This window comes from Myxococcus sp. CA005 (assembly GCF_006518205.1).
Lineage (GTDB): Bacteria > Myxococcota > Myxococcia > Myxococcales > Myxococcaceae > Myxococcus > Myxococcus xanthus.
Genome location: NZ_SRLV01000039.1, coordinates 1 through 24,498, shown reverse-complemented (window position 1 = coordinate 24,498; position 24,498 = coordinate 1). Strand labels below are relative to the sequence as shown.

Here is a 24,498-nt window from a genome sequence, read left to right as displayed (position 1 = left end):
CGCGGTTGAGAAACGTCCCTTCAGTTCATTCGCAGCACGGTGATGTCCTGCCGCCCCACCACCGCCAGCCCCTGCCGCACGAGGAAGAGCGAGCAGCCCGCGTCCACGAAGGGCTCGGCATCCGGGAACTCGCGCACCGCCTCCAGGCGGCCCTGCCGAAGCTCCACACGGGTGAGCCCCGTATCGGTGGCGCAGAACAGCGCGTCGCCCGCCGCGCACCGTCCACGTGGCGCGCTGCCCAGCCACGAGCCGTCACCGGCCTCCGCCACCGCGCTCGCGCGCACGGCCCCGTCGTGGCCCACCACCACGCAGTGATGCAGCGTGCGCCCACCGGCTTCCTCCACCAGGAACAGCCAGGCGGAGGGCCCATCGAAGACACAGTCCACGTCCACGAGCTTTCCCGTGGGCCAGGGGAGCGACAGTCCATCCTTCAAGCCCAGGCGCTCCGCATCGAAGACGAAGGCGCCGCGCAGACCGCCCGCGCGATGGAAGCCCAACCCGAAGCGTGGCCCCACGAAGAGCCGCGTCTGTCCTTCGAGCACCGCGCCCACGCGCTCCGGCCCATATGCGCCGTCCCGCCACAGCCCGCCGCCCACGGCCCAGTACCGGTGCCGCGCGTTGGTGGCGAAAGCGGACTGGCCCTCCGGCGCATCCACGCCCATCCGGTCCGGGGGCCGGCCGGGCGCCAGCACCGCCACCTCACCGCCCCGGCCCACCAGCGTCACGTCCCCTTGCAAGGCCCAGCGCAGCGACGGGTCCAGCGCCCCGCGCAGCACCACGCGTCCGTCCTCGCGCCGGTACGCGCCTTCCGCGTGGTAGAGCCAGCGAAGGATGCCCGCCTCGTTGCTCGCGTGCACCAGCACGCCTCGCGTGGAGAACAACCGCGTCGCCGTCACCTGGCCTCGGACCGACGTCACCGGCGTGGCAGTCGCGGTGGCGTGGGGCTGACACGTCGGGCAGGCCGCTCGCGCATGCTCCACGCCGCACGATGCGCAGGGGGTGAAGCGCAGCCCCTCCAGCAGCGGATACGGAAAGACGCCGCGAAGGTCCTCCACGAAGACGCGGTGCAGGTGGTGCAGCACGTCGTCCGGCAAGGTCGCCAGCGGCAACGCGGGCTTTGGATACTGCACTTCCGGATGGAACACGGTGATGCGTTGGAGCACCCGGCCCGCGGACGTCGTCCGAGCAGCCGCGCTCCTGGGCTTGTAGACGCCTCCGTGCGGCCCCACGCACAGCAGCGACTGCATCACCGCGACGGCATAGGCATACCAATCACTCTCGATGGAAGCGGGGCGGCTGGGTACCAACCCTTGCGTGCCCGTGCTCCCGAGCCGCAGCGGGTCGAGGAAGCGCTCCGTGAACACCGGACAGAGGAACCCGCCGAACTGGAAGCTGTCCGCGTCGATGAGGTACGCCTCCGACGTCCCCGCCACGAGCACGTTGAGGTCGTTGAAGTCCCCCACCACCACGCCCGACGCATGCACCGCGTCGAGCGTCCGATGCAGGTCGCGCAGCAGGTCCACCACCCGCCCGGACGCCGCGCCTGCCCTGCGGAACGACGGCTCTCCGAAGCGCCGCAAGGGCTCCACGCCGTCCAGCTTGCGCATGGCGTATCCCAGGACCTCGTGCGCCTTCTTGTCCGTCGCCAAGGCCTGGGGCGCCACCACCCGGCCGGGCAGTCCTGCCGGGAAGACGCGCAGCTTGCGTTGGTGCTCGTCCAACCGGACACGCGCCGCGGCCTGCTCCGCGGGCAGGCCCGTGTAGTCGGGGTGCTCGGGTGGCTTGAACACCTTGAGGGCGCGGCCATCCCCCATGTCGAACACGTCCGCCTCGCCGCCCTTGCCCAGCGCTCGCGCGGGGTTCAACCGCACCTTCTTGCCTTCGAGCCAGACGTCCATGGCCTCACGCCCTCCCCATGCGGCGGCGCAGCACCACCAGCGTGGTGTCATCCGGCAGCAGGCCCGGAGTTCGCGCCAGTTGCTGGGACGCGAAGTCCGCGCGCACGGCTTCTCGGTTGAGCAAGGCCAACCGGCGGCGCAGGGCATCCGGGTTGGCGAAGTACCGGTCCTCCGTCCAGAGCCGCGACAGCGGCCCGACGAGTTCGTTCCCCGCCGGCATGCGCGTGGTGGCCAGCCGCTCCAGGTCCACCACACCGTCGGTGCCCAGCAGCAGCGCGTGGACGTCCTCCGTGGGCACCAGGGCCCGCGTGGTCAGCGCGACGTCCTCTCCGTGCATCAACGCATAGGCGAGATACGGCGGCGCGTTCCCCGGAAATGGCCCGAGCGGATGCACCTCGCCATTGAGTGCCCACACGCCGTCTCCCGCGGAGAAGACGAGCGTCAGCGAGGGCGTCACCACCGCGCCCACCACGGTGAAGAGGAAGTCCCCCATCACCTCCCGCCCCAGGTCCGCCCGGAGCTCACTGAGCAGGCACAACACATCCTCACGAAGGCCTGGAAGGAAGGTGGGCTCATCCACGCGCTCACCGTCCGCGAGCCGCACCAGCGCGGCCCGCGCCAACCTGCGCGCGCCCAGTTGTGCGCCCAGCTCACTGCAGGGCTGGCTGCCACAGCCATCCGTCACCACGGCCACCAGGCCATGCTCACTGGCGCGGATGCACAGCGCATCCTGGTTGTTGCGACCCGCTCGGGCGTGCTCCCGGCCCAGCACCGAGGCAGCGGCGACGTCGAAGGGCAGCGCGGACATGGCTCTCCCGTGGCCCTGAAAGGGCACGTGCGGCGAGACAGGCGGCGATACGGCGGCACGCTTCAGCCAGTGGACACCCCACGGGCAGCGGCCTCTCACGAACCTGGGTCGCACCCATGTTCGTGTCTCGATGACACCAACATAGTGTCCAAATCACACGATGTCAATGTCACGAGCTGCCGGGGGCTCCCTCGAACCCGCAGCGGGTCAGAGCTCGAAGTTGAAGCCCGCCTTCTCCAGCTGCTTGTACTTCTTGTGGTCGAACCGGTAGAGGCGCGCTGCCCGATGGGAGACGTCCTGCTCCACCTCGTCCAGCTCCTCGAGCAGGTCCATGGCGAGGATCTTCTTGCGGAAGTTCCGCTTGTCGAGCTCCCGCTCCAGGATGACCTCGTACAACCGCTGGAGCTGCGTCAGCGTGAACTTGGGAGGCAGCAGCTCGAAGCCGATGGGTTGATAGCGGACCTTGCCCTTGAGCCGCTGCAGCGCCGTGCCGAGCACGTCCACGTGGTCGAAGGCCAGCTTCGGCGTATCCCAGACGGAGAACCACGCCGCGTCCCGCGCGTCCGTCGCCGCATGCGGCACATGGTCACTGAGCTTCACCAGCGCGAAGTACGCCACCGTGACGACGCGCCCGCGTGGATCTCTCCCCGGGGCGCCGAACGTGTAGAGCTGCTCCAGGTGGTTCGGCCGGATGCCCGCCTCCTCATCCAACTCCCGGCGCGCGGCGTCGTCGAGCGACTCCTCCATCCGCACGAAGCCCCCCGGCAGTGCCCACCGCCCGGCGAAGGGCTCCACCCCGCGGCGGATGAGCAGCACCTTCAGGTCCTCGTCATCCAGACCGAAGACGACACAGTCCACCGTCAGCGCCGGCCTCGGGTACTCATAGGTGTAGCTCACGGGTCCCGGCATAGTGTCCGGAACACACCCGGGTCAAGTCGCGGACGGAGTGGCCGCCGGGCCCGCGCGGCCTAGGTCCGGACCATGCGCGACAGCTGGCGCCAGTCGACGAGCTGAACGCTCTCCTCGGCCAGGTCGAACTCCAGCGAGCGCCGCATGCCGATGACGTCGCCGCCCATCTGGAAGGGCACTTCCCGGTCGAAGTCCATGCGCAGGCGCTGGACGAACCAGTCATGCATGTGGGGCATCGGGTGCTCGCCGCGCCAGAGGCGGAACATGTTCCGGGTGGCCTCGATCACACCGGCGCCATAGACGCGCACGGACAGCCGGTGGGGCACCGCCTGCGCGAAGGGGAAGGCCTTGAAGCCGAAGCCCCACTCGGGCGTGGTGGCCGCGCCGGCGACGCCCGCGGGCCCCCGGTACAGGAGCGCGCCCTTGTCCCCATGCGGCACGGGCTGCACGGAGCCCCGCGCGTCCACCGTGAGGGCGGGGTCGCCCAGGTTGTAGACGGACACTGAGGGGTTGCCCTCGCCGAAGAGGTGGCGAGGCACCGTCCGGGTGAACATGGCGCCCAGGTAGCCGCGCAGGCCGGCCTGGGTGCTGCGCAGCGGACCGGAGGCGGCGAGCTGGTTCTTGAAGTCCTGAATCATCTCCGCGTCCCAGCCCGTGCCGGCGAAGGGGGCCACCTTGCCCTCCACGCGAACCAGGGCGAAGGGGCGCAGGGGCGGCAGGCGCTCGCCCACGGCGGCGATCTGCTTCAAGGCCTCCGCGGGCCGGGGCGCGCCGGTGACGCGGGCCCAGGCGTTGCCGGTGCCCATCGGGAGCACGCCAATGGCCGGCAGGGCCACCCCCGCGGTGCGCAGCTCGTTGAGCAGCCCCGTAATCGTCCCGTCACCACCGCCCGCCAGGAGGAGGGAGGGCGGATTGGGCCGGAGCGTGTCCGAAATCCAGGCACGGGCCTCGTCGAGCGAACGGGTGAGCGCCACGCGTGCCCGGGGCAGGAAGCGCTGGACCAGCCCTCCCATGCCTTCGGAGCCCCGGCGTGCACGCAGGTTGACGAGGACGGCGATGTCATTCATGGCGAGCGGGACTCTCTCCACGCTTTGTCATGGCCCGGTCACGGCGCAGCAACCGGTGACGCGTCGTGACGCAAAAAGGACCCTCATACTCCCAGTGCATGGGCGAAACGGGCCTTCAGCCCCCGTGCCTCCCGCTTCTTTCCGAGGGAGAACGCCGCCGCGGCCACGCCCCCGGCGACCAACAGCCGGCGCAGCCATTGCTTGCCCGCCGCGTGGTGGCCCCCCGAGGTCCCCGTTCCCTCCGCCATCGGACGGAAGAGCGTCCCAGAGGTGTGGCCCTGGCGCTCCTTCTCAAAGTGATGGGCCTCGGTGACGCCGTTCATGGTGCGCTCGAAGGTGCGGGGCAGCAGGCCGTGCATGGCGGCGAAGCTCCGAGCGGCGGGGCCGACGAAGACCTCGTGCTTGGGGCTGCGGAGGACCCGGAGGATGGCGCGCGCGACGCGCTCCGGCGTGTAGACGGGCTCCACGGGACGGATGCGCCAGCCGGTGTAGTTGGCGGTGTGTTGCCACAGCGGCGTGTCGATGGCCGCGGGGAGCACGGTACACACGTCGATGCCGGTGCCGAGCAGTTCCTGGCGGACAGACGCCGAGAAGCCGCGCACGGCGTGCTTCGAGGCCACGTAGGCGCTGACATACGGCGCGGCGACCGCCCCAAAGGTCGAGGAGACGTTGACCAGAGTGCCGTAGCCCTGCCGGCGGAACTGGGCCACGGCGGCGCGAGCGCCGCTGACAGTGCCGAAGAAGTTCGTCTCCATCACCTGTCGGAAGGCGTCATCCGGTGTCTCTTCGAGACGGCCCATGAGGTAGACGCCCGCGTTGTTGATCCACGCATCGAAGTGGCCGAAGACGTTGCGCGCCTCGTCCGCTAGGTGCTGCACGGCGGCCACGTCGGACACGTCCGTGGGCACGACGTGGGCCTGGACGCCGAGCCCCCGGCACTCGCGAGCCAGGTCCTCCAGCGGCTCCTCGCGCCGGGCGGCCAGGACGACGTGGGCCCCCTTGTTCGCCAGGGCCAGCGCGGTGGCGCGGCCAATGCCACTGGACGCGCCGGTGACGACGACGACTTGGTTCTTCCAGGCTCGCTTCATGTCCGCGTTCTCCTTGTCGGGCCGAGCCCCAGCGCATGGCCTGAGTTCCCCTCGCGAAGATGGCGATTGCACACAGCGACGCACCGGGTCATCGAACACCTGGTTGGAGGGCAGGCGGCAGAGCGGCGCGAGGGTCCACGTCCCAGACCGCCGCCGGGGATGGGGGTCCACTGCCGGGACGGGGGCTGGGCGCGAAGTGATGCGTCCGCACGGGACGTGGAGGCGGGGTGGCACGCGGGTAAGGGGTGGAGATGGCTCGGCTTTTCGCGGAGCACGGGTGGGTTGGAGGAAGCGGAGCGGGCTTGGTATGTGCGAGCGACTGTCGGGCAGGAAACGGAACGCAACCTGCACTCGGCCCGCGAGCCATGAACATCTCCGAACGCTTCCTTCCGCCGCCCTGGACGGCGGCCGTCGTCCTCCTGTGTGCGTCCGCGTGCATCAACGTGCCGGCCGTCGAGCCCGCACAGGCAGAGGTGCGAATCACCGCGCCGGCGGGAACGGCCTACACGAATGGTGTGGTCGAGGTCCGACTCGACGTGACGGGCCATACGCCGGACCGCGTGGAACTGCTCAAGGACGGCGAAGTGATGGCAGAGCTGGCGCCGCCATACACGTACACCTGGGACACGGCGGGAGAAGCGGAAGGGACGTACCGGCTGGAGGCGCGCGCGGCGCTGGGAGATGTCGCGTACGTGAGCGCGAACCGCGAGGTGGTGGTGGACCGGACGCCGCCGCGGGTGGTGTCACGCGTGCCGGAACCGGGCGCCCAGGAGGTCTGGGTGCAGAGCCCCATCCGCGCCGAGTTCTCCGAGCCCGTGAAGCAGAGCACCGTGACGACGGAGTCCGTGCACCTGACGGTGGGCGACATAGCCGTGGCCCACACGGCGTCCCTGTCGGAGGATGGGAAGACAGTGACGGTGGTGCCCGTGACACAGATGACCGCGCCGAGCACCGTGGCCCTGGCCTTCTCTGGAACTGTGACGGACCTGGCTGGGAATGCCGCTGTGAATCTGGAGGAGGCGTGGAGCTGGGCTGTTCCTGAGTTCGTGCCGTATCCGACGCACTCAATCGTTCCACGCCATCCCTATGCGGGAGTTACTGCCTACCTCAAGCTTGGCCCAAGCGGGCACCCTACAGTTCTGACACATCGGTTTGATGGTCAAACGGGGAACCTGTTCGTGAGCCGATGGGATGGTGACTCCTGGGAACAGCTCGGAGGCGGGCTGAAAACGAGTCCAGAAGAATTCACCATCTTTTCCCCCAATCTCCAAATCCTCCCAAACGGAAATCCAATCATCGCTTGGACGGAAAACCTCGGCGCAGAGTTCAACAATTACATCCACGTCGCACAATGGAATGGCGAAACATGGAAACGACTTGGAGGCAGCGAAGGAATCGTTCCTGAACGACCCCATGCCTGGGATGTCGCACTCGCGCTCACCAGCGACGGTCGGCCTGTCGTTGCAACCAGCATGGACCCAGAAGACGCCGAGGGCGGTATCCAAGTCTATCAATGGCTCAATGAGCAGTGGCAGCGAATTGGTCCTCCTGTGTATGACTCCCTCTACTGGGTACGGACGCCCCAACTCGCGCTCGACTCTCGTGACAACCCCACGATCGCCCTTGCGCATCCCGCAACTGAGATGCGGGGACGCATCGTCGTTTGGCGCTGGACGGGAAGCGAGTGGGCGCAACTAGGAGAGTCCGTCAACAGCAGCGCAAACCAAACCTCCAATTCCTCCGGTCTCAGGTCACTCCTTTTCAACTCAGCTGATGAACCCATCATCTCCTGGACGGGAAGCAGCACAGGCACACAAGATGACCTGTTCTCCAGCATTTGGTCCAACAACCAATGGGTCTCGCTAGGAACTCCGCCGCGGACGGACGCAACGAGCATCCGAACAGTCCGTGGGAGCACTCTCACCACCAATGATGCGCTCCTCCTGATGTCGACCGAACATGACACCCTGGGGGGAATGATCAACATCCATCGTCGAGAGAACAATCAATGGCAGCTCGTATGGAACAGCCGGGCGGCCTTTCCCGGGACGCAAACCTCCATAGGAGCACACAGCTTCGACGCAGACACCTCCGGAAATCTGGCATTGGCTTGGACCGAGCCAAGAGAAGAACAACACGTCGAAATTGTCGTATATCGCAGAAACAAATAAATCAAGCCTCAGCCCATCAGCTACGTATCCAAGAGAGTCAAAGATGAGGATCGCAACAGCAATTGTCGCATGCCTTGTGTCCACGACTGCATACTCGGCCCCCCGCCGCACGGTGGTGGCCAGTGGTGACTGCAAGGACGCGGAGCTGAGCGGGCAGGCCAAGGCATTCCTGGGTGCCCTCGCCTCGCGCCCCGAGCAGGACACCCTCACCGCCAACCAGTTCAGCGACCGGCTCTTCCCGCAGCCCACCAAGAGCTACGAGGACATCCAGCGGCAGCTCGAAGCGGCCCAAGACCAGTTCTACGAAGGCCGCAACGCCAGGACGCTCCAAGCCGTCGACGAAGCCCTGCAGCAGATCACTCGGCTCCCTGTGGGAGACGCCCGCTGGAAGCTCTACGTCGAAGCCCAGCTCCTCCACGGCCTCAACTACCGCGCCATGGGCAAGCCCAAGGAGAGCGACACCGCGTTCCGCAACGTGCTGCGGCTCCAGCCCGAGTACCAGCTCAACCCGGACTACTTCGCCCCTTCCGTTCGACAGAACTTCGACAAGCTCCGGAAGGAACTCGCCCAGACGCGCAAGGTGAAGTTGTCCGTGAAGTCCACGCTGCCCGCCGCGGACGTGTACCTGGATGGGCTCAAGCTTGGGCAGACGCCGCTGTCACTCGATGCCGTCCCGGGTACCTATCACCTCACGCTCGTCAAAGGCGCCACCACGAGCTTCCCACGGCACATCCAGGTGCAGGGCACGGAGACGCCGCTGCTCGTCGACGTCGCCTATGAGGGCGCTGTCTCCGCGAGCCCCTTCCCCTGCCTCGCCACCTCGGACGGCAATGACGAGCGCACGCTGAGCCATGCGGTCCGGCTGGGTGGAACGCTCGGAGTGGAAGAGGTCATCGTCGTCCGGCTCGAGCGCCCGAGCAGCGGGCCCAAGTGGTTCGCGGCCACCGTCCTCAATGTCGAAGGAGGACAGAAGCTCCGCGAAGGCGGCTTCAAGACCCAGGGCGCGGACGCTCCGGACGAGGCACTCGCGGCGCTGGTCGACTTCGTCACAACCGGCCGCTCACCCTCCAACCTCGTGGTGATGAACGCCAATGGAAAGGCCCCGTGGGAATCTTCCGGGAACGTGGGCCGAAACGGGAGCGCGTCAGCAGGCGGTATGGACCTGACGGCCCCCAACCTCATGTCAGAGGGCGACGCGTCCAGAACACGCTCCACCTCCGGACTCCGCACGGCCTCGTATGTCGCGCTGGGAACGGGTGTGGCCGCATTCAGTGGCGCAGGCATCGTCCGCCTTCTTGCTCAGAAGGATGTGAACGCACTGGAGAAGCGGCTCGACAACGGCCGGATTCTGTCCAGCGACAAGGAGGCGATGGGGCTTCGCGACTCGCTGGTTCAGAAGAGCAACGTCCTCAATGGATTGCTCATCGGTGGGAGCGCGGCGGTTGTCACGGGCGCGGTGCTCTACCTCCTGTCTCCTGATTCGAACTCGGCGCCGCCCGTGTCGGTCGGACTCTCCGCGGACAGCCACGGCGCGGCGGCCTCACTGTCCGGTTCGTTCTGACGCACTATTCACGAATCCAAGGACACGCATTCCGCGAGAGGTGGACCATCCGAGCCAGTCCACCTCTTGAGCAGGCAAGCAGACACGTCGAGTGCTGGATGGGAAAGGAGCGTCAACACACACCCGCGGGCGACCACGGCGCATAGAGTGCCGCCCATGATGCGAGCCCTCTTCGTCCTGCTGCTGGCCACGAGCGCCTCCGCGGCCTCTCCCCGAACCCTCCGGGTCGACTACTTCCACACCGGGAACGCCACCGAGGAACGGTTCAGCCTCGACAAGGTCGTCATCGAGCCGCTGCCCTGGCCCGGCCACCCGGAACGAGCCATCGACGAGACGAACCTCGGCAAGTACCTCTTCGAGGTCCGAGGCCGGGAGAACAACCGGCTCCTGTTCTCGCGAGGCTTTGCGTCCATCTACGGCGAGTGGGAGGTCACGAACGAGGCGCGCAGCAGCAACCGCACCTTCCATGAGTCCCTCCGCTTCCCCGCGCCGGAGCGCCCCGTGCAGGTGCTCCTCAAGAAGCGGGATGCCCAGAATGCCTTCCGCGAAGTGTGGTCGCTGGTTGTCGACCCGAAGGACATGTTCGTCGACGCCTCGTCTCCCCCCGCACCCGGGCCGCTGCTGAAACTGCTGGAGAACGGGCCGTCAGCGCAGAAGGTCGACCTGCTCATCCTGGGGGACGGCTACACGAAGGCCGAGCACGCCAAGTTCGAGAAGGATGCCCGGCACATGGTGGACATCCTCTTCACCTTCTCTCCCTTCAAGGAGCGCAAGTCGGACTTCAACGTGTGGGGGCTCGTCCCCGCCGCGGCCCAGTCCGGCATCTCTCGCCCTTCAACGGGAGTCCACCGGCGCTCTCCCATCGGTGCCACCTACGATGCCTTTGGCAGTGAGCGATATGTGCTCACCTTCGACAACAAGGCCTTCCGCGAGGCAGCGGCCTTCGCGCCCTACGAGTTCGTGGAGATCCTGGTCAACGGCAACACCTACGGCGGCGGCGGCATCTTCGGGCTCTACGGCACCGTCGCCTCGGACAGCCTGTGGGCACCCTACGTCTTCGTGCACGAGTTCGGCCACCACTTCGCCGGGCTGGCGGACGAGTACTACACCTCCGAATCCGTCTATGCGCCCGCCGCGGACCGCCTGGAGCCCTGGGAGAAGAACGTCACCGCGCTCCACTCCCCGGAAGGCCTGAAGTGGAAGCACCTGGTGTCACCAGGAACACCCCTGCCTACCCCCTGGAACAAGGAGGGATACGAAAAGCATGCCACCGCCGTGCAGAAGCAGCGCGGCCACATTCGGGCGCAGCGAAAGCCCGAGTCAGACATGGACAAGCTCTTCCTGGCCCAGCGGGACTGGGAGGAAAAGTTCCTTTCCTCACAGAAGTATTCAGGCCGGGTCGGAGCCTTCGAGGGGGCCATGTACGAGTCGAAGGGCTACTACCGACCACAGGTCGACTGCGTGATGTTCACTCGGGATCGCGTCCCATTCTGCGCGGTGTGTCAGAGCGCCATCTCCGAAGTCATCGACCTGTATTCCGGCCCTCCGGCCATGTCTCCTCAGGCCAATCCCTGAACGCCTGAAAATCCGGGCACCCCTTGTGTGAAATGCCCATGTCACCAGGAGCGGACATTGGATTGCCCTCCGGTTCAGGTGTAAGGGGGACGCAACCTGCTTCCCATGGAGGGGAACTCATGCAGAGACGATTTTGGCTCCCGGCGGTCGTCACGGCCGTGATGGTCACGATGGGCACGGGATGTGGCGACGAATGCGTTGACCAGTTTGACTGCCGCACGGACAAGGGCACGCCGGCCGCTGGCAAGCAGTGGACCTGTAACTCTGGAACGTGCGAGCAGCGCGACATCACCCAGGGCCCGGATGCGGGCACCGAGGAAGACGCGGGCACCGAGCCGGATGCCGGCGAAGGCGACGCGGGCACCGACCCGGAGGGCTGCACCAGCAACGCGACCTGCGGTCTGACCGAGACCTGCAACACCACGACGAGCACGTGCGAGGACTCGGGCTTTGTCACGCCGGTGGCGACGACCAGCACGCAGATCCAGGCGGTCCGGGATGCGGCGGATGGCGCGCTCGACCCCGCGCTGGCCATCGAGGGTGCGTTCGTCACGTTCATCAAGCCCGCGGTGACGGGCAGCAGCGAGCTCCCCGGCTTCTTCGTCCAGGCCGAGGCCCAGGGCCCCGCCCTGTTCGTGTCCGACGCGACGGCGCTGGCCGCGGTCGCCGTGGGTGACCGGGTCAGCTTCTCCGTGTCGTCGAAGGCGACCGACGGCGGTCTGCGCTCCGCGTCCGCCGTCACCGGAACCACGGTCATCAGCCAAGGCCACCCGGTTCAGACCCAGTCGACGGCCACGCCGGCCGGCCTCGCCGTGAACCGCTCCGCGGACACGTCGGACACGCTGGTGACCGGTCTGGACTCCGTGGAGTCCGAGCTCACCTACCTGACGGGCACGATTGCCGCGGCCGGCAGTGGCATTGGCGCCGGCTACACTGGATTCCAGATCACCACCGCGGGTGTCACCGCTGGCGCCGCCAACTTCCGGCTCCGCGTGCCCGCGACGCTCGCCACCGAGCTCGACATCACCCAGGGCTGCACGTTCACGCTGAACGCGGGCCCCATCTGGCGGTTCGACGCCAACGCGCAGCCGTCCGCGTTCACGGCGTCTGAGCTCACCCTGTCGGGCTGCGCCGCGCCGACGTTCGAGTCGGCTTCCGCGACATCGCTGACGGAGCTTGTGCTCAGCTTCAGCCGCAACATCTCGGCGGCGAGCATCACCAACGCGCCGGAGCAGTTCACGCTCACCGAGAGCCTGACTGTTTCCGCGTTCCGCGTCGAAGGGAAGCAGGTCTTCCTGACCACGAGCGAGCAGACCCCGGGCACCAACTACTCTGTCACCGTTGCGAACACCGTGACGGACTTGGCGGGTGGCGTTGTGGCCGCCGAGGGCAGCACGCAGGCGTTCCGCGGCTTCCGCACGCCGGCCGTTCTCCGTCTGACCGAGGTGCAGCCGAACGCCGCGTCGCACCAGGATCTGGTCGAGCTGCAGGTCATTACTGCGGGAACAACCAACAATATCACCGTTGAGATGGATGTGACTACTGCTCGGCTGTTGGCGAGGCTCCCTGACGTGGACGTCGCTGCGGGAGACATCATCGTGGTGCATATCAATGCGCCCGCCACCGTGAAGGCGGAGACCACGTCCAAGGACCAGTTCCCCACGAGCACCGCGGCTGGCAACTACGACACGGCTTGGGACTTCGTCGGCGAAAGCAAGGGCACGGACTCCGCGATCACCTACTCCAGCCGCGTCATCCTCGTGAAGGACGCCGCAGGCGCTATCCAGGATGCGGTGCCCTTCCGTGCCGCGGGAACTCCGCCTGGTGCATTCCCGGGCAACCTGCAGGCCATGCAGGCCGCTGGTCAGTGGTCCCCGGTGGATTGCAACGGTGCCCCCTGCACCAACACGTCCACGCCCTCCGCTGGTGACGTGTCCGCATCCTGGGCGGGCATTCCGAACAACGCTGATGCCACGAGCAACAGCGTCCGCCGCATCAGCGCGACGGACACCAACATGAAGGAAGACTGGGCGGTGGGTGCTCCTTCGTGGGGCGTGCCCAACCTGTAGTCTAATGGTTTCACTCTGAAGCCTCCGGGCCGCGGCTCCTTGTGAGCCGCGGCCCTTTTCTTTGCTCTGGGTACAGTGGGACCCTGTGCGCCGTCGTCACGGCTGCCTCTACAGTGCCGACACCTCATCCGTGGGCCCGACTCCTTCGCGGGCCGGAGTCTTCATGCGCGCCCATCACGCCCTGCTTCCCATCCTCGCGCTGCTGCTGACCGCATGTTCTGACTCCGCGCCTCCCCGCACTGACGAGACTGGACCGGGACTGGCCATCACCACGGAGGCGCTCGCCGCCGCATCCGTCGCGCAGGCCTATCGCAGCTCCCTCACCGCTTCGGGAGGCACGCCTGCCTATTCGTGGCGCGTCGCGCAGGGCGCACTGCCCACCGGACTCAGCCTCTCCACCCTGGGCGAAATCACCGGGACGCCCCAATCGGCAGGCACCTCATCCTTCGACGCGGAGGTCCGTGATTCCCGCGGACGGACTGTTCGCGCCACGTTCGAGCTCGAGGTGCTCAACGCCGGCCTCCAGGTCGCGTCATCCACGCTCCCCGATGCATACGTCGGCGACAACTACGCCGCGCAACTCGATGCTTCGGGCGGCACGACGCCGTACACCTGGACGCTCGCGGAGGGCACCCTCCCGTCGGGCGTGCGCCTCGATACACAGGGGCACATCTCCGGCGTTCCCGCCAGCTCCGGCACCTTCTCCGTCACCGTCCACGTGCAGGACGCCACCGGGCTTTCGAGCCAACGTGTCCTCTCGCTCTCCACTTTCACCGCGCCCTATCTCGCGAGCGACACGCTCCCCTCCGCCTCGCTCGGAGCGGCCTACTCCACGGAGCTTCACGCCGTTGGAGGGCGACCACCGCTCACGTTCCGCATCACCTCAGGTGCCTTGCCCACGGGCCTCCAACTGGATGCCAGCCGTGTCCGAGGGACACCCAGCGAACCAGGAGCCGCCTCCTTCACGGTCGAAATCCAGGACGCCAATGGCCGTGCGTCGTCCGCCACGTTCAACCTCACCGTCCAGGGCGGCATCACCCTCACCCCCAGCGCGCTACCGGATGCCTATACCGATGCCGCGTATCGACAAGGCCTGTTGGTGATGGGTGGACGGGCGCCTTATGCATGGGTGCTCAGCGCGGGTTCGCTTCCCGCCGGCATCCGGCTCACCAGCGCCGGCCTGCTCGAAGGCACCGCGTCCACGACGGGTACCTTCTCCTTCTCCGTCCAAGTCACCGACGCCGACGCACGCGTCGGCACCCGGGCGCTCGACCTTGTCGTGCACCGGCCTCCGTCCGTGGATGGACCTGCGATTCAGCTCGACGGGTATGTCTCGCAGTCCTTCAACGCCACGTACTCCGTCACCGGCGGAAAGGCGCCGTATTCGTTCGCTCCAGCCAGCCCCCTTCCCTCCTGGCTGCAGCTCTCCGCCTCCGGACGGCTCTCAGGCACGCCTCCCGCTCCCGGCACCACCAGCGGACAGGCCGTCGTCACCGACGCGAACGGACGGACGGGCACACGCGCCTTCACCCTCACGGTCTACGAACTCCCCACCGTCGTCACCACATCGCTGCCCGATGCGCGCAAGGACCTGCCCTACGCCACCCAACTGCAAGCATCCGGCGGAAAGGCGCCGCTTTCCTGGCACATCGTGTCGGGGATGCCGCCTTCGGGGCTCACGCTCTCAACAGCAGGCACCCTCAGCGGCACCCTCTCGGAGCTCGGGTACTCAGCATTCACAGTCACGGTGACGGACGCCACGGGCAAACAGGGCTGGCACGCGATGGTCCTCCACGTGCGCACCGCCAGCGCACCCCTCACAGTGGGCCATTGGAACCTCGAGTGGTTCGGTGCCCCCACCCAGGGCCCGCCGGACGACCTTCAGATGGCCCACGCGCGCGACATCATTCGCGACTCGGGGGTCAACGTGTGGGGCCTCGTGGAGATGGTGGACGCCGCGGACTTTGCCACCCTCAAGGAGCAGCTTCCCGGCTTCAATGGCTTCCTCGCCAATGACACGTCCTTCGTCCCCAACGGAACGGCCTACTACAGCAATGGCGAGCAGAAGCCCGGCATCCTCTACGACAGCACCCTCACGCTTCAGGAGGCGCAGCTCATCCTCACCGCGAACGCCGCGGACTTCGGTGGCCGGCCGCCGCTGCGCGTGGACTTCACCACCACCGTCGACGGAGTGAGCACTCCACTGGTCGTCATCGTCGTTCACCTGAAGGCGTTCGACAACCAGACCGCCTACGAACAGCGGCAACGCTCCAGCGCGGCGCTCAAGTCGTATCTCGACACATCCCTGCCCTCCGAGCGCGTGCTCGTCATTGGCGACTGGAATGACGATGTCGACCAGTCCATCACCCAAGGCAGCGACGGCGCCCCGCTGCCCAGCCCCTTCGCGCCGTTCGTGGCCGACACGCAGCGCTACACCTTCATCACCGAGCCACTGTCCCTGCGCGGCTTGCGCACCACCGTCGACTATCCCGACGCCATCGACCACACGCTCGTCTCCAACGAGCTGGCCGCGAACTACCTGCCCGGCTCCGTCGAAATCCTGCGCCCGGACGCGTGGATTCCCAACTACGGCGACATCGTCAGCGACCACTATCCCGTCATCAGCAGCTACGACCTGGGAGACTCCGGCGGCGTCACGGACCCGGAGCCCTTGTCCAACCTCATCATCAACGAGGTCCTGCCCAACGAGCCCATCCCACCCGGGCAGACCGTGTCGGACACCCACTACGAATTCATCGAGGTGTACAACGCGGGGACCTCCACCGCGGACCTGTCCCGCTGGAGCCTGTCGGACTCCGCATCCGTGCGGCATGTCTTCGCCCCCGGCACCACGCTCGCTCCCGGCCGGGTCTTCGTCGTCTTTGGTGGCGCTCGAGGCTTCCCGGCCGGTACGCCCGATACCGTGGCCGCATCCTCGGGCGGCCTGGGCCTCAACAACGATGGCGACGTCGTCAGGCTCCTCTCGCCCGATGGGAGCAACGTCAATGAGATGTCCTACGGAGGCACCTTCGACAACATCTCCTTCAACCGGTCGCCCGATGCCACGCCCGGCGCGGCGTTCGACTACCACCACCTGATAACCCCAGGGCTCAGCTCATCCCCGGGCCTCCGTGTGGATGGCCGGGCGTTCTGACCCGCTCCCGCGAAAGACGCCCCCGACCTCGGTTTCAGCGAAGTGAATCGAGCGGCGCGCCTGGGCCCGCGGTGTCCTCGCGTGGGGCTGACTCTTGCTGACGCGGTGGTTCGGCACCGGGCCCCGGCATCCCATCCACGCGGTGCGCCACCAGACCTCCGGGTCCATCGCCGTAGGTGACACGAACCTCGTCTCCCTCGTGATACTCCCGCAGGCCCGTGACGAGCTCGCCCTTCATGAAGAGGCGGGTCTGCTCATCCACTCCGACGTCGTACTCCACGCCGTCAGCGCCGCGGATGAGCAGCTCGTTGTCGCCCACCCACTCCACGCGGCCATGGAGCTGCTCCGTGGGCGCTGGTCGCCCTGAACCTCCCTGCCCCGCCCCCTGCGTGCCCACGGGAAGTGAGCCGGAGCCAGGCGCCCCGGATTCCGGGGGCCGCTCGCGTGAGGCCACGAGGCCGCGAAGGACATCCGAGCGGCCTTCTCGCTCACTCGCGGATGGAGGCCCCCGGCTCTCGTTCCGCTGGCCGCAACCGAGCCACACGGCGAACAGCCCGAATGCCATCAGCCTCCAACCGCGCGTTGCCCTCATGCGCTCGTATCCCCCGCGTGTGGAAGTTCATCGCGACGGCCGGCCCGCGCCGGCCCGCTCCTGTCTCTTCCTCAACATGCGGATGGCCCTGGCGGCCGAGAACCTGGTGCTTCCCAAGGTGCACCTTGATGGCGACCGGGAGGGCGGTAAAGCGCTCCACCGCACGGCCCCTCGGCCTGCGTGGATGCCCCGACCTCGAACGCACCAGTCGGCCTTCATCCTCGTAAAGCCTGCCCGAGGAGTACCTCCCGCGCGGGTGTCTCAGCGCAACAAAGCCCTCTCGGAGCGGCTGCGCGCCAGTGAGGAGGAGCAGGCCATGCTGCTCGACGCATCATCGCCCTGGTCTCGTTCGTCAGCGCGGACGAGCGCTACGGCCGCGTCAACAAAGCGCATGAGGACGGGTTCGGGCTTTCGCAGGAGAAACTCGGAGGGGCTGCCTACGGCGTGCCGAGCCCCTTCGTGAAGCGGAGGGAGCGGAGTTCGAACAGCAGCGCATCGGCATCCATGCGCTCGTCCGGACCGCCGTGAAGGAAGGGGAAGAAGCCGCACGTCGTCCCACCACTCGACGCGCGCACTCCCGTCGGGGGCACCGGTCAGCCCCCGACGGCCCTCGGAACTACTCGATGGCGAAGATGAGCGTCACCTTCGCCTGCACCGTCTGCTCCTCGGGCTGGATGGGCGTCGCCATCGCGCGGGCATCCGCGACCTCGGCCATCGCGAAGCGCGCCGGGTAGAGCTGCGGCGGCTCCGTCACCGTGCTCGCGTCGAGCACCGCGCCCAGCTTCACGTTCAGCGACGCGGCCAGCACCTCCGCCGACTTGCGCGCCCGCGCCACCGCCTGCCGCAGGGCCTCGCCCTGCACCGCCTCCTGGCGGCTCAGCCCGAAGCGCACCGAGTCCACCCGGTTCGCGCCCGCCGCCAGGGCCTGGTCCAGCAGGTTCCCCACCCGCGACAGGTCCTTCACGTGGACGCTCACCAGGTTGCTCACCCGGTAGCCCTTCAGCTTCGGCTCCGTCTGGTTCGGCAGCGGCGGCGCGTACTCCGGGTACACCGAGTAGTTACGCGTCTGGATGTCCCGCCGCGCGATACCCGCGGACGTCAGCGCCGCAATCACCTTCTCCATCCGCTTCGCGTTCTGCTCGCCCGCCGCCTTCGCGTTCGGCGCCAGCGTCTCCACCGCCACGTCGATGAAGGCCTCGTCGGGCTGCGCCTTCACCTCACCGGTGCCTTCCACGCGAATCGTCCGCATGCCCGCCGGGGCCTGCGCACGCGGCGCGGAGACGGGCTGGGGCTGCGCGAAGGCCGTCAGGCCAGTGAGCAACATCGCTGTCAGCAACAGGGGTCGAACAGGTCGAGCGAACATGGTGCCTCCTCAGGAATGGGCCGCTGCGGGTCGTACTGCAACGTCCTTACCCCTTGGAACGGCCGTCAACGGGTGACATTCATATTCCTCGTGCCCGTGCCCGGGGCGCTCCTTCTCCCTCCGGGAAGAAGGAGCGCCGGACTGGCCGGAATCCTGTCCCGGCGGAATGTCACGGACCGCTGGCTTCGGCGCCGGCCATCTCCCGCACCACCTGACCGGGGCCCCGGCTCGCCACCGAGCGCACCTTCGTGGTGGCCTTCCGCCGCGCGGCCCTCAGCGCATCCCGGCCCATGTCCATCACCGCCGACACCGCGCCCACGACCAGGTTGCCGGGCGGCGTGTCCGGCGCCATCGGGTGCGGCCGCGTGGGCGCCGCCTTCCGCGACATCTCCAGCACGTCGCCCATCGTCCGAAGTTCCTGCGGACGGAAGACCTTCTTCAGCGCCGGGAAGAGGTCGCTCTCCTCCTGCAGGACGTGCGCGCGCACGTTCTCCATCAACACCTGCACCTTCGCGTCGAAACGCTCGGCTTCCGGAGACATTCCGTCCAGCTCCGCCAGCAGCCACTTCACCACGTGGTGCTCCTCCAACGAGCGCAGCACGTCCGGCCCCAACTCCTCCGAGCGTGAACGAACCGCGGGGTAGAACACCTGCTCCTCGATGACGGCGTGCACGGCCAGTTCGGTGACCATCTGGTCCACCAGCCGACGCTTCAACTTGTGTGCATTGGGGCCCGCCTTCTCGAACTTTCGAAACAACTGCTCCGCCGTCTTGTGGTCCGCCTTCAGCAACGCGATGGCATCCATGGACTCACCTCCCTGAAGAGTTCGTTGGCCGCTGGCCCCCTGGCGCAGCGCGGCATGTCGTGGATGGTGGGGATGACGCCGCTTGGATGCGCGAGCGGCACATGGGCGGCCTGGCCGCACGGCCGCTCAACGGGCAACCCGCCACACCGCTGGGGATGCGACGGGCTCCGAGACTCCCGGGCAATCACCCGTGGGCGTTTCGCGGGCCAATGTCCGTGCCACCGTACCTCGGGAGGATGGGGTGCGCCGCTGGTGGGACTGGGGAAGGGAGAGCACCGTGATGAATGACATCCTGCGCGTCCGGGTCGCGCGCGTGACTCGCGAGGCCGAGGACATCCTGTCGTACGAGCTGGTCGCGACGGAGGGAGGCCCCCTGCCCCCCTTCGAGGCCGGCGCCCACCTGGAGGTCCGCGTCCCAGGTCCGGGAGACTTCCTGCGCGCGTATTCACTCTGCAACGACCCGGAGGAGACCCACCACTACGTCATCGCCGTGGCCCGCGATGCCAAGGGCCGCGGGGGCTCGAACGCCATGCACGAACGGGTGCACGAGGGGGACGTGCTGGAGGTGAAGCCTCCTCGCAACAACTTCCCCCTGCTGTTCGCGCGCAGCTACGTGCTGGTGGCGGGAGGCATCGGAATCACCCCCATACTGTCCATGGCGCGCGTGCTTCAGCGCACCGGCGCGGACTACACGCTGCACTACTGCGCGCGCGCGCCCGGCCGCACCGCCTTCCACGAACTGCTCTCCCAGGCGCCCTTCGCCGAGCACGTGCGCTTCTCCTTCGACGGAGGGGACCCGGCCCGGGGCCTGGACGTGAAGGGACTGCTGGCCACGCGACAGCCGGGGGCCCGGCTGTACTGCTGCGGTCCCACGGGGTTGATGAAAGCCGTGCGCGACGCGGCCACCCTGCACCGCTGGCCTTGGGAGAAGGTGCACTTCGAGTCCTTCACCGCCGAGGGCACCAGCGCCGCCACGGGCCGGGAGGAGCAGGGTTTCGAGGTGACCATCCGCAGCACGGGCCAGGTGCTGCAGGTACCCGTCGGCCAGTCGGTGCTCAACGTGCTGCGTCGCAACGGTGTGCGCATCCCCAGTGACTGCGAGGCCGGGACGTGCGGCACCTGCGTCACACGGGTCTGCGATGGCCAGCCCGACCACCGCGACACCTTCTTCCAGGCGGAGCCCGCGGGTGACCAGCGCATGCTCGTCTGCGTGTCACGCGCCCGCTCCAAGCGGCTGGTGCTGGACCTCTGACACGGCCGGGCCAGGAGCTATGCCGCCCGGCCCGACGCCTCCCGGCGAGCACGCGCCACTTCGGACCGGACGAGCTGGCGCAAGGCTTCCGGGTCGAAGGGCTTCTCCACGCGCGGATTCGCCACGCGCTCCAGGAACGTCCGCGCGGTGGCCGTGAAGGCACCGCCGGTGATGAACACGATGCGCTCCGCCGCTCGCGAGTCCACCTGCGCGAGCGCGTCGTACAGGTCCATCCCGGTCATCTCCGGCATCATCAGGTCGCAGAGCACCACGTCGTAACGGGCCTCTGTCCCGGTCAGCTTCTCCAGGGCTCGCCGCGCGCTCACCAACACATCCACGTCGTTCTCTCGCGCGAGAGTGCGGCGGATGGCGCCACTCACCAGGGCATCGTCGTCCACCACCAGCACGCGGCCTCGCGTTGCCGCCTCGGTAGCGGAGAACCGTCCATCCTCGCCCATGCGGTCTGGAGGCGACCCCTCCGCGCTCGCATGGGTGGACGACGGCTCTCCCTGGTGCGAGCCCACGGTGCCCGCCTCCGATGACCGTGACATGCCGGACGTGACACTGGCGTTCTGTGCGGCCATCCGCCCTCCGTTCTCCTGGCTCGCCGCCAGGGCGGCGGAATCCGCTGCCCGGCCGTCCGTGGACTTCGCCTGTGGAGGAGTGATGCCCCACCCAGCGCCTTGCGTCCGCTCCGGAGCAGAGGCCTGCGGCGTCGAGTCCAGTTCGGCACGCGGGGCGGCCTCGCCACGCAGGCGCATCGTGGTCGCGTCGCTCGCCGCCACACCGTGCTCGACAGACACATCGGGCACCGTTGCGATGTCTCCCGAAGACGCTGGAGTCACAGGCACGGCGGCCCCCGGCACGCCTCGGTCCGACGTCGCGGGAGGCTCCACCGAGGCACCGTCCCCGCCAACCCGCTGCGCCTCCGCCGCGGCCCTCAGCGTCACGCGGAACACCGAGCCCCGCCCGGCCTCGCTGTCCACGGCGATGGTGCCGCCCATGGCCGTCAGGTAGGCGTGGCACAGCGACAGCCCCAGCCCCGTGCCCACGCCCACCGGCTTCGTCGTGTAGAAGGGGTCGAAGATGCGGCCGAGCAGCTCCAGCGAAATCCCGCTGCCCGTGTCGCGCACCTCCGTCACCACCCGCCCATCCGGGCCCCTGCGCGTGACGAGCCGCACCTCGTTCGTCCCCGCCTGTCCCTCCGGCAGCGCCTGCGCCGCGTTGATGAGCAGGTTGAGGAACACCTGTGCCAGGCGCGCCTCGTTGCCCTCCACGCGCGGCACGTCGCCGTAGTCGCGCACCAGCTTCGCGCGTGGGCGCAGCTCGCCCATGGCAATCTTCACCGCCGAGTCGAGCACCGCGTGCAACTCCACCGGCCCCTGCTTCTCGTCATCCGGCCGGGAGAACATCTTCAAGTCCTGGACGATGCGCCGCACGCGGTCCGCGCCCAGCAGCGCGTCACGCAGCGCCTGATTCACATCCTTCAAGCGAGCGCCCACGTCGCGCGTCCCGTCCAACTCCCGCGCGAGCGCGTCCGCCTCCTCGCTGGCGTGCTCCAGGTTCGACACGATGTACGCCAGCGGGTTGTTGATTTCGTGCCCCACGCCCGCCGCGAGCTGTCCCACCGCCGCCAGCCGCCCCGTCTGCACGAGCTGCGCCTGCGCCTGCCGGAGCGTGTGCATGTTCGCCTCCAGCTCCGCGTTGGCCCGCGCCAGCGCCTGCGTGCGGTCCTTCACGCGCTCCGCCAGCCACCGCTCGCGGTCCTTCAACTGCCCCACGCGCAGCAGGTACACGCTGACGCCCAGAATCCCCACGCCCAGTACGCACAGCAGCCAGAAGCCCGTGCGCTGCCACAGCTTCGGCTCCAACACGACGTCCAGGGACACCGGCTCGGTCCACCCGCCGTCCCGGCCCTTCGCCTGGACCTCGAAGCGGTAGCTGCCGGGCCGCAGGCCGTTGTACAGGGCCCGCCGCGACTCCGCGTGCACCCAGGTGTCGTCATGGCCCGCCAGCCGGTAGCGGAAGGGCAGCCGCGCCGCGTCCACCGGCGTGAAGGCCGTGAAGCGAATCTCCAGCCGCGAGGCCCCGGGCTCCAGCTCCACCGGCCCCTCCATCGGCACCGGCGTGCCCTGGACGCGCACCTCTTCAATCCGCACCTCGGGCGGCTGCCGGCTCTCGCGCACCCGCACCGGGTCCACCACGATGGCGCCGCGCAGGTTGGTGAACCACAGCCGCCCGTCCTCCCCCCGCCACGCCGACGGCTGGGTGTTGCCGTTGCACTCCGCGCTGCGCATGCCGTCGCGCGTGTCGAAGTCCATCGTCGTCAAACGCGGACGCACGCCAGCCGCCACGTCCTCCAGGTCGCGCCGGGACACGCGGGACACGCCCTTGTTGCTGCTCATCCACAGCGAGCCGTCCCCGTCCGGCACCAGGCTGAACACCGCGTCGTCGTACAGGCCCTGCGCGACGGTGAAGCGCGCCCAGGTGTCCTCGCGCCACCGGCCCAGCCCCGTCTCCGTGCCCACCCACACCGTACCGTCAGGGTCCGCGTGCAGCGCCAGCACCAGGTCGCCCGGCAACCCGTCCTGCTGCGTGAAGCGCTGGAAGCCCTTCTGCTCGCCGTCCCAGCGCACCAGCCCCGTGTCCGAGCCGAACCACACCCGGCCGCGCGAGTCCTCCACCATGACGATGATGGGGTTGGTGAAGCCGTGCTTCGGGCCGTACACCGTCACGCCGCCGCCATGCATCCGCGCCAGGCCCGCTTGCGTGCCCAGCCACGTGTCCCCCCGCGAGTCGACCAGGATGGCCGTCACCACGTCGTGCGGCAGCCCCTGCGCGCGCGACACCCGCGTGAAGCGCTGGCCGTCATACCGGTATGCACCGGTGAGGGTGCCCACCCAGAGCGTCCCGTCATGCGCCTCGTGCATCGCGGGGATGACGCTCTCCGGAAGCCCTTGCTCGGTGCCCACGTGGTGGAACGTGCGGTTCTCGTACCGGAACAGGCCGCTGGTGGTCCCCACCCACAGCGTGCCGCGGCGGTCCTCCAGCACGGCGCTGACCGTCTCGTCGGCCAGGCCCTCGGGGATGCCATATGTGGCGAAGGGACCGTCACGCAGGCGCATCAGGCCCGAATAGGTGCCCACCCAGAGGTGGCCGTCCCGGTCCTCCAGCAGCGACAACACCGCGGACTCCGCCATCCACTCCATGCCGGGCACCGGCTCGCTGAAGCCCTTCGAGTTGTGCCGCGTCAGGCCGCCGCGATGCGTGCCCACCCAGAGGTTGCCGTCACCGTCGGCGTACAGCGCGTTGACGGACAGGGACGGCAGGCCTTCGTCGGTCGTGAAGCGCGAGGCCACCAGGCCATTCCACGAATAGAGGCCCGCTTTCGTCCCCAGCCAGAGCACGCCCGTCGCATCGCGACGCAGCGCCATCACATAGGGCCGGGACTCCGGCCCGGGGAAGGGGAACGGCGCCGGCTCCACGCGCCCATCCACCCACCGGGCCAGCCCCTCCGGCGTGCCCACCCAGAGCGACGTGCCCTCACCGGGCGTCAGCGCCGTGATGTGGGAGGCAGGCAGGCCATCCGCCTCCGTGTACTGGCGCGCCACGCCCTCGCCCAGCGGCACCTGCCAGAGGCCCGTCGTCGTCCCCACCCAGAGCACGCCATCCGCGGCCACCAGCGTCTCCACCCGCGCGGAGTCCAGCGACGCGGCGGCGCCCGGCGCGCGCTCGAAGTGGCCCTTGCGGTACGCCACCAGCCCCTGGCCCGTGCCCACCCACAGCGTGCCCGACGCATCCTCCGCGAGCGCCTTGATGGTGTGGTTGCGCAGCTCCGGCGCGTTGCGCTTGTCGAACACCGTGAAGCGCGCGCCATCGAAACGGGCCAGCCCCTCCCACGTGCCCAGCCAGAGGTAGCCGTCGCGCGTCTGGACCATGGACAGCAGACTGTTCTGCGGCAGCCCGTCGTCGCTGCGCCACATGTCCTGGCTGTACTGCGAGACACGACGCTGGGGGTCCAGGGCCATGCCCGGCGTTGCCAGGACGAGTCCCACGACGAAGAACCACCCGATGAACCCCCGCCCGAGAGCGCGGGCTCGCTGCCCCGGAGTGCGCATGTCGCCCGCAGTGTCCGGCAGAAACGGCCCAGAGGCCACACGCCGCCGAATTCACCTGAGCTGGAACG

At 68.4% G+C, this 24,498-nt stretch carries 16 protein-coding genes; 6 read left to right on the top strand and 10 right to left on the bottom strand.

Going from position 1 to position 24,498, the window contains the following annotated elements:
* Window positions 1–20: 20 nt before the first annotated feature.
* The 5 genes from FMQ63_RS18640 to FMQ63_RS18620 form a co-directional block, all read right to left on the bottom strand.
* A complete protein-coding gene (locus FMQ63_RS18640) occupies window positions 21–1,898 on the bottom strand; it encodes a hypothetical protein (protein ID WP_026114100.1) in 1,878 nt (625 codons plus the stop codon).
* A 4-nt stretch (window positions 1,899–1,902) separates the two neighbouring features.
* Entirely contained in the window at window positions 1,903–2,706 is an 804-nt protein-coding gene (locus FMQ63_RS18635) for a protein phosphatase 2C domain-containing protein (RefSeq protein WP_020478055.1), read from the bottom strand.
* Between the two features lie 207 nt (window positions 2,707–2,913).
* Entirely contained in the window at window positions 2,914–3,603 is a 690-nt protein-coding gene (locus FMQ63_RS18630) for an NUDIX domain-containing protein (RefSeq protein ID WP_011557111.1), read from the bottom strand.
* 71 nt (window positions 3,604–3,674) lie between these two features.
* Complete coding sequence (locus FMQ63_RS18625; RefSeq protein ID WP_026114101.1) at window positions 3,675–4,682, bottom strand: diacylglycerol kinase family protein; 1,008 nt, start codon at window positions 4,680–4,682, stop codon at window positions 3,675–3,677.
* 83 nt (window positions 4,683–4,765) lie between these two features.
* Entirely contained in the window at window positions 4,766–5,770 is a 1,005-nt protein-coding gene (locus FMQ63_RS18620; RefSeq protein WP_011557113.1) for an SDR family oxidoreductase, read from the bottom strand.
* Window positions 5,771–6,135: 365 nt separating this feature from the next.
* Between FMQ63_RS18620 and FMQ63_RS18615 the strand changes: the two genes are divergently transcribed.
* The 5 genes from FMQ63_RS18615 (at window position 6,136) to FMQ63_RS18595 (ending at window position 16,300) form a co-directional block, all read left to right on the top strand.
* Entirely contained in the window at window positions 6,136–7,941 is a 1,806-nt protein-coding gene (locus tag FMQ63_RS18615; RefSeq protein WP_225909634.1) for an Ig-like domain-containing protein, read from the top strand.
* On the top strand, window positions 7,916–9,502 hold the full coding sequence (locus FMQ63_RS18610; protein ID WP_011557115.1) for a PEGA domain-containing protein: 1,587 nt from the start codon (window positions 7,916–7,918) through the stop codon (window positions 9,500–9,502). The genes FMQ63_RS18615 and FMQ63_RS18610 overlap by 26 nt, the downstream gene beginning before the upstream one ends.
* A gap of 156 nt (window positions 9,503–9,658) precedes the next feature.
* Window positions 9,659–11,077 (top strand): IgA Peptidase M64, encoded by a 1,419-nt coding sequence (locus FMQ63_RS18605; protein ID WP_171452196.1) that lies wholly within the window; start codon window positions 9,659–9,661, stop codon window positions 11,075–11,077.
* 119 nt (window positions 11,078–11,196) lie between these two features.
* Entirely contained in the window at window positions 11,197–13,146 is a 1,950-nt protein-coding gene (locus tag FMQ63_RS18600; protein ID WP_011557118.1) for an Ig-like domain-containing protein, read from the top strand.
* A 163-nt stretch (window positions 13,147–13,309) separates the two neighbouring features.
* Entirely contained in the window at window positions 13,310–16,300 is a 2,991-nt protein-coding gene (locus tag FMQ63_RS18595; RefSeq protein WP_011557119.1) for a putative Ig domain-containing protein, read from the top strand.
* A gap of 34 nt (window positions 16,301–16,334) precedes the next feature.
* Here the strand turns inward: FMQ63_RS18595 and FMQ63_RS18590 are convergent, their stop codons facing one another.
* The 4 genes from FMQ63_RS18590 to FMQ63_RS18575 all read right to left on the bottom strand — a co-directional run bounded on the left by FMQ63_RS18590 (window position 16,335) and on the right by FMQ63_RS18575 (window position 19,060).
* Window positions 16,335–16,865 (bottom strand): hypothetical protein, encoded by a 531-nt coding sequence (locus FMQ63_RS18590; RefSeq protein ID WP_020478052.1) that lies wholly within the window; start codon window positions 16,863–16,865, stop codon window positions 16,335–16,337.
* Between the two features lie 464 nt (window positions 16,866–17,329).
* The gene (locus FMQ63_RS18585; RefSeq protein WP_011557121.1) at window positions 17,330–17,482 is read right to left on the bottom strand and encodes a hypothetical protein; all 153 of its coding nucleotides are present in this window, start codon (window positions 17,480–17,482) and stop codon (window positions 17,330–17,332) included.
* Between the two features lie 26 nt (window positions 17,483–17,508).
* Window positions 17,509–18,255: an SIMPL domain-containing protein gene (locus FMQ63_RS18580; RefSeq protein ID WP_011557122.1), complete on the bottom strand. Its 747-nt coding sequence runs from the start codon at window positions 18,253–18,255 to the stop codon at window positions 17,509–17,511.
* Between the two features lie 169 nt (window positions 18,256–18,424).
* A complete protein-coding gene (locus FMQ63_RS18575) occupies window positions 18,425–19,060 on the bottom strand; it encodes a hemerythrin domain-containing protein (RefSeq protein WP_026114102.1) in 636 nt (211 codons plus the stop codon).
* Between the two features lie 280 nt (window positions 19,061–19,340).
* Here FMQ63_RS18575 and FMQ63_RS18570 point away from each other — a divergent pair, with 280 nt between their 5' ends.
* Complete coding sequence (locus FMQ63_RS18570; RefSeq protein ID WP_011557124.1) at window positions 19,341–20,312, top strand: PDR/VanB family oxidoreductase; 972 nt, start codon at window positions 19,341–19,343, stop codon at window positions 20,310–20,312.
* A 17-nt stretch (window positions 20,313–20,329) separates the two neighbouring features.
* On the opposite strand, the gene FMQ63_RS18565 is transcribed toward FMQ63_RS18570, so the two are convergent.
* Window positions 20,330–24,430 (bottom strand): two-component regulator propeller domain-containing protein, encoded by a 4,101-nt coding sequence (locus FMQ63_RS18565; protein WP_216608447.1) that lies wholly within the window; start codon window positions 24,428–24,430, stop codon window positions 20,330–20,332.
* Between the last annotated feature and the right edge of the window lie 68 nt (window positions 24,431–24,498).